The organism is Clostridium sp. JN-1 (assembly GCF_003718715.1).
GTDB lineage: Bacteria > Bacillota > Clostridia > Clostridiales > Clostridiaceae > Clostridium_AV.
In genome coordinates, this window is the sequence record NZ_CP033465.1 from 1,648,889 (window position 1) to 1,663,509 (window position 14,621).

Annotated in this window: 11 protein-coding genes; 2 read left to right on the forward strand and 9 right to left on the reverse strand. The window is 32.1% G+C overall.

Annotated elements, in window-relative coordinates; genetic code table 11:
* The 9 genes from EBB51_RS07800 to EBB51_RS07840 form a co-directional block, all read right to left on the reverse strand.
* Complete coding sequence (locus tag EBB51_RS07800; RefSeq protein ID WP_123053948.1) at positions 1-1,230, reverse strand: CaiB/BaiF CoA-transferase family protein; 1,230 nt, start codon at positions 1,228-1,230, stop codon at positions 1-3.
* 66 nt (positions 1,231-1,296) lie between these two features.
* Complete coding sequence (locus EBB51_RS07805; protein WP_123053949.1) at positions 1,297-2,478, reverse strand: electron transfer flavoprotein subunit alpha; 1,182 nt, start codon at positions 2,476-2,478, stop codon at positions 1,297-1,299.
* A gap of 15 nt (positions 2,479-2,493) precedes the next feature.
* Positions 2,494-3,279, reverse strand: coding sequence for an electron transfer flavoprotein subunit beta (gene etfB, locus EBB51_RS07810; RefSeq protein WP_123053950.1), 786 nt, complete (start codon positions 3,277-3,279; stop codon positions 2,494-2,496).
* A gap of 18 nt (positions 3,280-3,297) precedes the next feature.
* Positions 3,298-4,437, reverse strand: coding sequence for an acyl-CoA dehydrogenase family protein (locus EBB51_RS07815; RefSeq protein WP_123053951.1), 1,140 nt, complete (start codon positions 4,435-4,437; stop codon positions 3,298-3,300).
* Entirely contained in the window at positions 4,434-6,032 is a 1,599-nt protein-coding gene (locus tag EBB51_RS07820; protein ID WP_123053952.1) for an AMP-binding protein, read from the reverse strand. The genes EBB51_RS07815 and EBB51_RS07820 overlap by 4 nt, the downstream gene beginning before the upstream one ends.
* 99 nt (positions 6,033-6,131) lie before the next feature.
* Entirely contained in the window at positions 6,132-7,256 is a 1,125-nt protein-coding gene (locus tag EBB51_RS07825; protein ID WP_123053953.1) for a 2-hydroxyacyl-CoA dehydratase family protein, read from the reverse strand.
* 1 nt (position 7,257) lies between these two features.
* Entirely contained in the window at positions 7,258-8,493 is a 1,236-nt protein-coding gene (locus EBB51_RS07830) for a 2-hydroxyacyl-CoA dehydratase (RefSeq protein WP_123053954.1), read from the reverse strand.
* A gap of 18 nt (positions 8,494-8,511) precedes the next feature.
* Positions 8,512-9,285, reverse strand: coding sequence for an acyl-CoA dehydratase activase (locus EBB51_RS07835; protein WP_123053955.1), 774 nt, complete (start codon positions 9,283-9,285; stop codon positions 8,512-8,514).
* A 566-nt stretch (positions 9,286-9,851) separates the two neighbouring features.
* Complete coding sequence (locus EBB51_RS07840) at positions 9,852-10,547, reverse strand: GntR family transcriptional regulator (protein ID WP_123053956.1); 696 nt, start codon at positions 10,545-10,547, stop codon at positions 9,852-9,854.
* 930 nt (positions 10,548-11,477) lie between these two features.
* Between EBB51_RS07840 and glgB the strand changes: the two genes are divergently transcribed.
* Both glgB and EBB51_RS07850 read left to right on the forward strand, forming a co-directional pair.
* Entirely contained in the window at positions 11,478-13,550 is a 2,073-nt protein-coding gene (gene glgB / locus EBB51_RS07845) for a 1,4-alpha-glucan branching protein GlgB (RefSeq protein WP_123053957.1), read from the forward strand.
* Entirely contained in the window at positions 13,474-14,619 is a 1,146-nt protein-coding gene (locus EBB51_RS07850; RefSeq protein ID WP_123053958.1) for a glucose-1-phosphate adenylyltransferase, read from the forward strand. Before glgB ends, EBB51_RS07850 begins: the two co-directional genes overlap by 77 nt.
* Positions 14,620-14,621 lie beyond the last annotated feature (2 nt).

Consider the following 14,621-nt stretch of genomic DNA (forward strand, 5'->3'; position numbering starts at 1 on the left):
TTATTTTCCAATATAAAGTGACTTATCATCAATTAGTTTATTAATTTGCTCATCTGTATATCCAATTTCCTTTAAAACATCTTTACCTTGTTCACCAATCATTGGTCCGCGTGCATAATCTGGTTCTCCCATTTCAGCAAAGTTTACAGGTGGTCTAACAAGTGTTCTTGTATTACCATTATCATATTTCATGCTGTAGAAACATTCATTAGCCCATGCTTGTTTATCTTCTAAAATTTCTTCCCATGATTGTGCAAGAGCAAAAGGAATATCTGCTTTTGTTAATCTTTCGCTGCATTCTTCAACAGTCATAGTTCTCATAGCTGCCATTACGATGTCATAAACTTCATATCCTACTCCAGCTTTTTGTACGTTCTGAATTGGGAAATACTTTTCAGAATCAATTAAATCATCTCTACCAATTGCAGCCATAAGTTTCTTATAGTAAGTATTGTAATCAGGTGTACATGTTTGTATATACCTTCCATCCTTTGTTTCCCATGCAGCAAGAAGTGGATTATTTCCATTACGAACATTTATAGGATATGGAGTTCCTACATCTTTGTATTGTGCAGCTTGAACCATCATTCCCATATTGAATACAGCAGTTTGAAACAAGCCTGTAGTAACTTTTTCTCCTATTCCCTTAGTTTTTGCTTGATATAGGGCAGCTAAAATACCAGCTGCAAGATTCATACCTACATTGTGATCTCCTAAACCAGGTACAACATTCATAGGAACAGAACCCTTTTGACGTAATGTTTCAAGATAACCACCTCTTGCAAAGAATGCAGTAAAGTCAAATCCTGGTAAATCTTTGTCAGGACCATATTCTCCATAACCTGTACACATTGCATAAACTAACTTAGGATATCTTCCTTTTAAACTTTCATAATCTAATCCAGCACGCTGTAAAGCTTGAACTCTCCAGTTTGTAATAAGTATATCTGCTGTATCTAATAGTTTAAAGAAAGCTTCTTTTCCTTCTGGAGTTTTCATATTTAAAGAAATACAGCGTTTATTAGCATTTTCAAGATCCCACGTAGTATTTTCATGCATATCTAAAGGTCTTCCTTCACTTGGTGCTGTATAACGAAGAGGATCTCCTTTAGGACTCTCTATCTTTATAACATCTGCACCTAAATCTGCAAGAAAACGTCCTGCAGTTGCAGCAGCTATAAAGTTTGCTAATTCAACAACTTTTACACCTTCTAATGGTTTGTTACTCATAATTAATTCCTCCTGACTATTATTAGATAAATTTTATTGAAATTGATTAATAAAAACGTGTCTTAATTACTTTTCCAACTGTTCTAGTATTTCAGGAATTACCTGATATAAGTCGCCAACAATACCATAATCAGCTACTTCGAAAATAGGAGCGCTTTCATTTTTATTGATAGCAACAATATAATCAGAATCTTGCATACCTGATAGATGCTGAATAGCACCAGAAATACCACAAGCAAAATATATTTTAGGTTTTACTGTTGTACCTGTCTGACCTACTTGATAAGAATGATCAATCCATCCTGCATCTACACATGCCCTTGAAGCAGCAATAGTTCCACCTAATTTATCTGCTAATTTTTTTAAAAGTTCAAATCCTTCTTGTTTTCCAAGTCCCATACCACCTGCAACAATTATCTCTGCATCTGTTAATGAAACCATATCTCCTGCTTTTTTTACGATGTCAAGAACTTTTGTTCTAATGTCGCCTGCTTTGAATTCTACATTTAATTTTACAATTTCACCTTTACGGCCTTCTTTATAAGCAGCCTTATCCATAACACCTGGTCTTACTGTAGACATCTGAGGACGATTATTTGGACAAACAATAGTAGCCATAAGATTTCCACCAAAAGCTGGTCTAGTCTGTTTAATCTTTTTATCTTCTGGATCAATTTCAAGTCTAGTACAATCAGCTGTTAATCCAGTATTACATTTTACAGCTAGACATGGACCTAAATCACGTCCTATATGAGTAGCTCCTAATAATACAATTTCAGGTTTGTATGTAGAAATTGCTTCAAAAATTACTTTTGAATAAGCATCAGTACGATAGTTTTCTAATTCTGGGTCATCAGCTGCATAAACTTTATCAGCACCATAAGCAAATAGTTGATCTGCTAATCCACTTACGTTGTTTCCACATAAAACTGCACAAAGTTCAGTACCAACTTCTTTTGCTAATTTCTTACCTTCACCAAGTAATTCAATTACTACTGGCATAATTTTTCCTTCACGCTGCTCAGCAAATACCCAAACACCTTTATATGCACTTAAATCAACTGCTGCTTTCTTTTCTTCCACTTTTTCAATTGCTCCAAATGGACAGTTCTTTACACAAACTCCGCATCCAGTACATGAGCCGCCAATGTCAGCAACTTTATTTTGAATAGTTATTGCACTAAAAGGACAGTTTTTTACACATTTAGCACAACCTTTGCATTTTTCCTTTAAAACTTTTACAGCCATTTCAACCCGCCCTTTCTATAATACATGTTTTTCTTCAAGTCTAGAAATAAGAGTAGCTGCCATTTCACTAACAGAGCCTTTTAACATTTCACCTTTTCCTTTTGGTGGTGGTGTAAATGAACGGAATACTTGTGTTGGTGATGCATTTAAACCGCAGTCTTTAGGGTCTAATTCTACATCTGCATGATTCCATACAGTAACTTCTTTTTTATAAGCATCAACAATACCGTAAATGCTCATGTATCTTGGCTCATTTAATTCTTTTACAGCTGTTAACAAGCAAGGAGTTTGTGCTTCAACAACTTCATATCCATCTTCCATTTGTCTTTGAACAACTACTTTATCTCCTTCAAGTTTTACATCTTGTACATAAGTAACTACTGGTAATCCGAGTCTTTGTGCTACTTGTGGTCCAACCTGTGCAGTATCACCATCGATAGCTTGTCTTCCAGCAAAAATAATATCTACTTTGCCAACCTTTTTTATGCCAGCTGCAATAGTTGTAGATGTTGCACAAGTATCAGCTCCACCAAATGCACGGTCACTTAATAGATATGCCTCATCTGCTCCCATAGCTAAACATTCACGTAATACAACAGTTGCTTGTGGTGGTCCCATAGTTAACACAGCTACTGTTGCATCAGGATTACTATCTTTTATAGCAAGTGCAGCTTCCAATGCATTAGCATCGTCGGGATTTAAAATACTAGGAACTCCATCTCTTATCAATGTACCTTTTACTGGATCGATTTTTACTTCGTTTGTATCAGGTACTTGTTTTACACATACTAAAATTTTCATAAATTACAACTCTCCTTCCTACTTTTTTAATAGCTTTCTAGAAATTACTATCTGTTGTACCTGTGAGGTTCCTTCATAAATAGTAAATACTCTGCAGTCTCTATATAAACGTTCTACTTTATAATCTTTTATAAATCCATATCCACCATGAATCTGAACAGCTTTAGCACAAATTTCATTACAAACTTCTGCTGCATAATATTTAGCCATAGAAGAAGCCATAGATGCATCTTTATTTGTATCTTTCAAATAAGCAGCATCATAAACTAATTCTTTGGCAGCCTTTAACTTGGTTGCCATATCTGCAATCATAAAACCTATAGCCTGAAAATCTCCAATTCTTCTTCCAAATTGTTTTCTTTCCTTAGCATACTTTATAGATTCATCTAGAGCTGCCTGTGCTATACCAATTGCTTGGGCTGCTACACCAATACGTCCTACATCAAGAGTTTTCATGGCATTTATAAATCCTTGATTTTCTTCTCCTAAAAGATTGCTCTTGTGTATTTTGACATTTTCTAGAATGATATCGCTAGTAGCACATCCAATGATACCCATCTTAGCTTCTGGTTTACCACAAGATACACCTTCCTGTTTCATATCAACGATAAAAGCAGAAATTCCTCTTGTCCCCTTGCTCATGTCTGTTTTTGCATATATTACAGCGTAATCTGCTAGAGGTGCCATTGTAATAAATGTCTTACGACCATTTAATATGTAATAATCTCCTTTTCTTACTGCTGTTGTAGTAAGTCCACCTGCATCAGATCCTGCTCCTGGTTCTGTAAGTGCAAATGAAAGCTTCTTTTTTCCTGTTATAACAGGTCTTAAATATTTTTCTTTCTGTTCGTCATTTCCAGATAATAATAATGGTCCTCCTGAAAGAGAATTTGGAGTTGAAACATAGAGGCTGGCAGCACCACTAACTCTTGTAACTTCTTCCATTACAATTACATATGCACGTGTATCTGCTCCTGCACCTCCTAATTCCTTTGGAACCTTTATTCCAAAGAAACCAGCTTTCGCCATCTTCTGTAAAATTTCTTCTGGGAATTCTCCTGTTGCTTCAACTTCATCCAAAATATCTGATGTCAATTCTTTTTCTGCAAAATCTCTTGCCAATTTTCTAATTAACTCATGCTGTTCTGTTAAAATCATAAATTTTCCTCCTTACCTATTCTTAGTTGAATTTCTTCCTTTAACTGCTTCACATTAACTTTTCCATTAGAATTTAGTGGAAACTTCTCAAGGTTGTAAATATATTTTGGAATTTTATAATTAGCTAAGTATTTTTCTAAATATTCTTCTAAATTATTGATCTGCATTTCCGCATCATCACTAACAATACATGCAGCTATTTCTTCTTGTACAACAGGTGCTGGTATTCCAAATACCTTTACTTGAAGAATATTAGGATATTTTATAATAACATCCTCAATTTCCTTTGGTGAGATGTTCTCCCCAGAACGTATTATAATTTCTTGTTTTCTTCCTGTAACATAAAGGTTTCCATCATTATCTACATACCCTATATCATCTGTATAAAGCCATCCGTCCTTAAGTTTTTTTAAGTTTTGATCAGGTCTTTTATAATAGCCCTGCATTACATTGTATCCTTTAATGATGATTTCTCCAGTTTCATAAGGTTTTAATTCATGTTTGTCTTCTCCTGTGCTTACAATTTTAAGTTCTACATTGGGAAGCACTTTTCCAACAGAAACGCATTTAATATCAAGGGGATCATTATAGCCGTTAAAAGTAATACTTGGTGATGCTTCTGTTTGTCCATAAGACTGCTGTAATTTTTCAAAATTGAGTTCTCTACATATCTTTAAATAATCCTCTTTAAAAACTGTAGAACCGGCAATGATCCCCGACTTCAGAGATGACAAATCATATTTTTTTCTTTCCGAATTACTTAAGAGAGCTAAGAACATAGTTGGAACTCCATTTAATATAGTAATCCTGTATTGATCAATACATTTTAGAACGTACGATGTATGAAATCCTGGTAATAAATACATACAAAATCCTTTATGCAAGCTTGCAAAAAAACTAACACTTAATCCAAAACAGTGGAACATAGGTAATGCTATACACATTCTATCTTCTTTAGTCCACCCCATTTGTTCTGCAGCTTCTCTGGATGTATTCATGAGTTGATAATGAGTAAGCATTACACCCTTAGGCATAGATGTTGTACCAGATGTAAATACCATACTTGCAATATCCTGCGGTGTAACTTTTCTCTCCGCTTCTCTTAGCCTTTCCATATCAGATAAGGTTAACTTTTCTAAAGCTTGAGTTTCGCCGCATTTACTAGACTTATTTTGTCCTATATATATATACTTCTTTATTTTTTCTATGTTTTTCTCCTTTAAACTAGCGACAACATCTTTGTGATTTTCATTTTTGCAAAAATCTCCATAGCATACATATTGTACATCTGAATATTCAAGAATTTGACTTAGCTCTCTTTCTTTATAATTAGGATTAATCAATACAGAAATAGCTCCAACTTTAGCCAGCGCTAAATAAGTAATTATCCAGTTAGGAGTATTAGTACTCCAAATAGCAACATGACTATTATATTCAATTCCGCAATCTAGAAATTTAATTGCAAATTTATTGGAAGTTTCATCTAGTTCTTTCCATGTATAAAATACATTTTCATACTCTATTGCATTTTCATCTGCCATAGTTTCCAGCTTATCCAATAAAACTTGTCCTATTGTTATATTTTTTAATTTCATACATCAGTTCTTCCTTTTCTAATTGATATAAATACTATACTACAAGCGGCTATAAACATTCCGTTTGTCACTTAACAAACACATTTCATGAGTAAAATACTAACCAATCATTTCTCCAAAAGTTTGAATTATTGTTTTAGCTTGTTCATAATTAACCATCTGTCTGTCAACTTCAATCATAGTACTTGGGATATCTGCTGCATCAAGAGCTCTTTTTACGAAAACATAATCAAATTCTTCTGGATCACAGAATTTTGTCATAAAAATAATCACACCTTGTGCACCTGTACGTTTTACCAAATCTACAATATAATCAGCTCGCTTTTTATCGACATCATATAACACAGAGCAATTGTCCATTTCTGAAAACTTTTGACTTAGAGAATCTAATGATGATGCTTGAGGTTTAGCATCTACTCTATACTGACGGGATTCATGTGCAATATCATCAGCAACTATCTGCATATTATTGTCATCTAAAATCTTTAATAAGTTTTTGCTATCAGCCAAAATTCCTGATGTAACAACTTTGATTTTTTTACTTTCTACAGGCTTGCTTTCTTTTAATGCATCTATTAATTTGTTTAACAACTTAGTATGTTCTTCTTTTGTAACAAAATATGCACTTTTAAATATGTCACTTCTTTGTGAAGCTGTTATATTAGGATACTTAATTAATAAATCACTAATCTTTCTCATTGCATTATTGTGTGCATTGTACACTTCAATAGATTTTTGTAATGCTTCTTCAGAAAAAGCTGCTCCTGTTGCTTTTTCAAGTTCTTTTATAACTTTTTCATATTCAGCTCTTGTGAATTTTCTTCCAACTTCATTTGCTCTGTTTTGTGGATAAGTCATTGGAATAAATGGAACATCTTTTACAGCGTACTTCCAATTTTGTCCAAGACATTTTAATGAATCACAAAGAGAAGGAACAACAATAGCAGATACACCCTTATACGCACCTGTAATTCCTAATTCCAAAATGGATTGTAGAATACTACAGATAAATGCAGGAAAATACTTCTTTGCTTCTTTTATTTCAATATCTGCACCCCATACTCCCATAGGAACAATCCCCATAGAATGGATAATTTCTTCTGGTGTATATACAGGTGCACAGATAACTACCTTTTTACCCTCTTTAATATAAGATTTGAGCTGCTTATCCGGATTTGCAGCAATATCATGAAATTTTGTTAATAATTCATTCAATGCAGCCATTTTATTTCCCCTCCTTATTTGCTTCCATAATCTCAGCTAATCCTTGTACACGAGTTTCATATTGTGCTTCTGAGAAGTTACGTGGATCAGCTTGATCTCCATCAAATGATACAACAGGAATTTCACATTCCTCTCCAATTTGACGGCTCATTTCATACATAAATCCACTCCAAAGCTTACAGGATCTATTTGTATGTACTAATAGACCTTTAGCACTGCACTTTTTAACTAGTGCAACTCTTTTATCACGAGCAAGTTCCAAATTTATTGAATTAGGAACTCTGCAGTATGCCCTTATCAGACCATCAAAATCATCATATATGAATCCAAATGCATCTGCATAAATTGTTGCTACCATATTCATACCTCTGGATTTTAATCCCTTGGATGTTACACGAAGATGCGGCCAGCAAGCAATTCCTTCAAACATAATTCTATATTTTTCTTCTGCATGAAATGTACTAGTGCCCTCTTTAACTGCCTTTTTGTACTCTTCCAATAAAGTTTCAAATGCTTCTGCTGCATCTACAGTTCCTCTAGCACATACTGCTACTGCCATATGATTTAATAAATCAAAACCATTTAATGGTGAAGGCTTATATTTTGTATAGCTAGTAGCTTCAAGCCATGCTCTAGATGTACGATTAGAAATTTTCATAACCTCTTTAAACTTCTCATCGCTCCACTTTTTACCGGTAATTTCTTCTAATTGTTTAATTGCAGCTAAAAATTGACCCTTTACATATGCAATCTGAGCATCGGACACTTCATAATCTGGATTGAAAGGAATATCAATTAAAATAAGTGGTATATTCAACTCTTTAGCAATGTTTTCATACCATTTAATCATACAGTTGCAGATATTGTTGCAGCATAATACGAAATCTGGCTGCGGCATATTTTGTTCCTTAACATCTTTTAATTTCATGTAAGCTAAGCTTATTCTTGCATAAGCACAAATGTCATTTGAATATCCATCGGATTCTGATTCGGAACATAATCTTTCACCAGCACCTCTAGCTGCAATCGCTGCTGCTTGATTTTCTGGATAGCAAACTTTAATACCAAGTGTTTGAAAAATTTCCTGTGGAAAATTACTAGCACACCATCCAATTTTTTCGCCCTTATCTTTTGCCTCCTGTACTTCTTTGTAATGTTTCACAACGATCTGGTTCAGCTTATAAGCAGCTGAATTAGGATCTACAGTTCTTTTTGCTTTTTTCTTTTCATCACCCATTTTTAAAATCCTCCTTTTCTAATTCACTTTATTGTAAGCAGCTAATGCTGCACCAAGTGCACCCATTAATTGAGCGGAAGGTGAATAAAAAATTTCTGCATCTAATTCTTTTGACAGTGCATTTCTAACCCCACCATTACGTGCTACACCGCCGCTCATACATACTTTTTCTTTAATCCCAATACGCTTAGCTAAAGAAGCAACTCTACTAGCTACGGAACTACAAATTCCAGCAACTAGGTTATTTAATTCCACGCCAGATGCAAGTTGGGATATTACCTCTGATTCTGCAAATACCGTACATGTACTTGAAATTTTAGCTGGCTCTGTTGCCTCTGCTGCCTTAACTTCTAAATCATTAATATCCAGCTGTAAAATTCCAGCCATAACATCTAAAAATCTACCTGTACCTGCTGCACATTTATCATTCATTAAAAAATTAACCATTCTACCTTTTTCGTTTAGGCTTAATACTTTTGCATCTTGTCCACCAATATCAATAATTGTTCTTACGTCAGGAAATATATGCTGTACTCCCAAAGCATGACAACTTAATTCACTGATTTCAGCATCAGCATCGGTATACATAGACCTTCCATATCCAGTTACTACCACATAACTTAAATCCTCTTGCGTAAGTCCAGAATTTTTCAATACTTCTTTCCTTGCCTTATCCGGTCCATCTGTACCTGTTCCTGCAATAACAATTGAAGAAGCAGCGATATCTTTTCCATCTTTTAAAATTACACATTTTGATGTTGTTGAACCTATATCAATGCCTAGTGTATACATGATAAAGGATTCCTCCTTTCTCCTATAAATAACTTTTGGAAATCAATTCTATTGCTGATTTACCAACTAGATAGCTAGTTATCTAGACCTCTAGTTAACTTGTTAACAAGTTAACAATTACATAATAACATATTATTTTTCATTTGTAAACGGATCCAATAAATTTATATTAAAATAATATTTTCAGGGGACAAAAGACATAAAAACAGAGTACATAGGACAATTGATGGTGAAGGAGGATTTTTCTCCGCTGCACTTACGAAAAATCTTTAATTAAATTAATCTAAAGCTATCCGATGAGGCTGTGGGTTTAAAACTTATTACCGCTGCTTTCAGTGTAAAAAGGTACAATTCCAGTAAAAATAAAGTAATATACGATTATGAGAATAAAAAATATGAAAAGTAAAAAATGTTAGTAATTATTAGATATGAGAAAATGGCCAGATATTTTGCTAAAATTTCTACAGACCGAGAAATAAATTTAACAATTATTAACAGCATAGAAATTGAACACTGCCATACAGCATTTTTACAATCCCTATGCAGTAACTTCAATTGTATTATTTTTATTTTGTAAAATATTCAGGATATTTTTCCTTTGCCAAATCGGCAAGTGTTGAAATACTACTCAAGTGCTTTGCTATACTATGTTGAGCTCTTTCTAAGTCATTATCTTTAATTGCATTTACAATTGCCCGATGTTCCTCTATCAATTCAGAAATTCTATGAGTAAGAGACACATCAACATTACGCCACCTAGTAATATGAAGCATTGGATTTTCCAAAATTTCCACCAATCGATAACGATTTACACTATCAACTATAATTTTATGAAACTGTGAATCTAGTTTCATATAACCTCTATCATATAATTTCAAATTTCGGTAATGTTCTTGCATTTCTAAATTGCTTTCTAACTTTTTTATTAATGACAGGCGGTTACTCTCTTTAATTTTTGTAAATATCTCATATAATACTTCTTTTTCTACTGCAGATCGCAGAACTAACAAATCCTCTATATAGTGTAAATCAATTAAACTGACGTAAGTCCCCCTCTGTGGATATACAGTAAGTAATTCCAATTGATTTAAACGATTAAATACATTACGAATGATAAAGCGAGAAGCATCATATTCTTGACACATCTGATTTTCACTAATCTTCTCACCTGGTTTCAATTCTAATTTTAATATTCTATTTCGCATATCACGATATACCTGTTCTACACTAACTGGTTGATTATTATTTAACATGTGCTCCATTTAATTCTCCTTTTTATAACATTTTAAATTTAAGGGATTTAAAATTTGCTTGTTCAAAATTTCATAGTTATAATTTTTTATACCTATGAAATTTTCTATTGATAAATATAATATAAGGCATAATCGTATGCCTTATATTATATTTATCATCATATTTAAATGTAGTATTGTTCTCTTTTTTATATTTACATTCTTAATTTAAGGCTCAAAAAGTTACTTATACTTTTTAATTCTGCAGTCAAATGACAACGTTGCACTATAAGTATATCACAATTTGGATTAAATCCAAAATGAAAGCTGTAACTAAATTAAGTATAAGTGCTGCATTTTAGCTTTTTAATCTATTTTAATAATTATTTTGTACTGCTTCTACAAGATTTAAATGAATATGATTCAAAAACCCTAATTTCTATAATATGTCTTAATACTTGGTATGTCATGGTAAAAGTTAAAATCAAAACTTAACTTTAGTTTTATCAGAAATAGTGTTATTATAAATTATATCCAGGTTAACTTTTACTTATTATCAATAATATATAATTAATGTTAATGAAACCCATAGGGAACTTCTTATTAAAATTAATTAACTTTTAGCATAATCTTACTTTAATTATTCAAACAAAAATATCATTAAATAAAAAAATAAATTGTAGTATAAAATTCTATATAATAAATAAATATATAATACAATCAACTATCTAACATACTTAGTTCATTATATTCAAAGATTCACTTATTTAAAATAATATTTATAAAATAGTTCGTTTAAATTTAATTAATAGTTTTAATAATACATTGACAATTATATCAAGGATATGTATTATTTAACACATGCGTAAATATTATTTCACTATGAATTTTATTTAATAATTAGTATAGTATGGTAAAACCATTTGTAGTTTACAATTCTTTATAAGGAGAAGCTTAATTATGTTAAATTTAGACGTAAATTATTATGAAACATATTTATTTAACAATTGGGATAACTTTAGAGCATACAGATTCTTGGGAAGTAGATTCATAAAACTTAAGGAGACTTCAGGAACCATATTTAGAGTTTGGGCACCTAATGCCTTAAAAGTAAGCGTTGTTGGTGATTTTAATAACTGGGATGGTAAAAATCATGTCATGAAAAAACAATCTGATACTGGTTTTTGGAATCTTTTTATAGAAGGCATTAAAGAAGGAGATCTATACAAATATGAAATTTTAACATCTGAGGGTAAATCCATTTTCAAATCGGATCCTTATGCTTTTTATTCAGAGCTTAGACCTAATACTGCTTCAATTGTTACAAATGTTGTGGGTAATTATGTATGGAATGATAAAAAGTGGTTTGAAGAGAAATCTAAAAAAAATACATTTTCTTCTCCATTAAATATATATGAAGTACATTTAAGTTCTTGGAAGTTAAATGCTAAAAAAAATTTTTACTCTTATAGAGAAATAGCTGATCTTCTCATCCCTTATATATTGGACATGGGGTATACTCATGTAGAATTACTTCCTATTGCAGAACATCCATTTGATGGCTCTTGGGGATATCAAACAACAGGATACTATTCCTTAACTAGTCGTTTCGGTACCCCCTCTGATTTTAAATATTTTGTAGATAAATTTCATCAAAATGGTATAGGGGTTATTATGGATTGGGTTCCAGGTCATTTTTGCAAAGATTCACATGGGTTGTATAAGTTTGATGGTTCTTATCTTTATGAATATCAAAATACTGACCTAAGAGAAAATTACGGTTGGGGAACTGCTAATTTCGACTTAGGTAAAACACAAGTGAGAAATTTTCTAATATCCAATGCTTTGTTTTGGTTTGAAACATATCACATAGATGGCATACGAGTTGATGCAGTAGCAAATATGCTCTATTTAAATTATGGAAAACAGGATAATCCAAATTTAAAAAATAAATATGGTGGCATTGAAAATCTTGAAGCAGTTGAATTTTTAAGGAAATTAAACAAAGCCATATTTGAGCATTTTCCAGATGCTTTAGTTATTGCAGAAGAATCAACAGCTTGGCCAATGGTTACACGTCCAGATTACGACGGTGGATTAGGTTTCAATTATAAATGGAATATGGGTTGGATGAATGATATTTTAAGATATATGGAGCTTGATGAAAATGGCAGAAAATATAATCATAATCTAATTACTTTTTCACTAATGTATGCTTTCTCAGAAAATTTTATACTGCCAATATCACATGACGAAGTTGTCTACGGTAAAAAGTCTATTTTAAACAAGATGCCGGGAAACTATGAAGACAAATTTTCAGGATTAAGAGCCTTCTTTGGTTATATGATGACTCATCCAGGTAAAAAACTGAACTTTATGGGAAATGAATTTGCACAATTTGATGAGTGGAAATTCAATTCAGAACTTGATTGGAACTTATTATCGTATCCAATGCATTCAAAGATGCAAAAATACGTTAAAGATTTAAATCACCTGTATAAAGATGAAAGTGCCTTATGGGAGCAGGATTACAGTTTTGATGGATTTAACTGGATAGATGCTTCAAATAATAACCAATGTATAATTTCTTTTATAAGGCAGGGATTTAGCAAAAATAACTTTATTATTGTCATATGTAATTTTAGTTTTAAGCCATATGAAGATTTTAAAATTGGTGTTCCAAGATTTATTAACTATGAGGAACTTTTCAACAGCAGCAATAGTATTTATGGCGGTTCAAATAATTTAAATAATAATATCATTCATCCAATTATGGAAAAATGGAATGACAGACCTTTTTGTATAAGGATAAAGCTACCAGCATTATCAACTATTTTTATTAAACCTATACTAGAAACTACTAAAAAACCAACAAAATTATTAATTACTAAAAATCTTACGCAGTTAAATGAAATACATCTTAAAACAAAAAGGTTATTAAAGGGAGGGGTTTCTATTGATAAAAAAAGAAATTATTGCAATGATACTGGCAGGCGGACAAGGCTCTCGATTAAAGGACTTGACAAAATATAATGCAAAGCCAGCTGTACCTTTTGGAGGAAAATATAGAATTATTGATTTCACTCTAAGTAATTGTACACACTCTGGTATTGATACTGTTGGAATATTAACACAATATCAGCCTCTAATTTTAAGTAACCATATAGGCATAGGCAGTCCGTGGGATCTCGATACAATGAATGGAGGAGTTACAATTCTTCCACCCCATGTTAGTCAGTCAGGGATGAATTGGTACAGTGGTACTGCCGATGCTATATATCAAAATATAAATTTTGTAGACTATTATGAGCCTGAATATATAGCTGTTTTATCTGGTGATCATATATACAAGATGGATTATTCTGCTATGTTAAATTATCACAAACAAAAAAATGCAGATGCAACTATAGCAGTTATAGAAGTACCTTTTGAAGAGGCTAGTCGATTTGGAATTATGAATACTGATGAACACAATCGTATAGTTGAATTTGAAGAAAAACCTAAAGAGCCTAAAAACAACATGGCCTCCATGGGAATATATATTTTCAATTGGAAAATGATAAAGGAATTTTTAAAGCAAGATGAAAATAATTCTTACTCCAGCAATGACTTTGGTAAAGATGTAATACCTGCTTTACTTAAGAATAATAAAAAATTATTTGCATATTCTTTCAAAGGGTACTGGAAGGATGTTGGTACAATTCAAAGTTATTGGGAAGCTAACATGGATTTATTAAAGGAAGATAATAAACTTAATTTATATGAAGAAGATTGGAAAATTTATTCCAATAATTCTACTCTACCACCTCAATACATAGGCAGTGGTGTTAAAGTAGAAAATTCAATGATTTCCGATGGATGTGTAATATTAGGCGATGTATTTAATTCTGTTTTATTTCCGGGTGTTCATGTTGATAAAAATTCAAGAATAACTGATTCTGTAATTTTACCAAATGTAACAATTGAAAGTAATGTAATAATAGATAGAGCAATAATAGGTAACAATTGTATTATAAGACAAAACAATATAATAGCTGATTCAAATAAAATTGTACTTATTGGTGAAGATAAGGAAATAGGCTTAAATTCTATAGCTATATAATG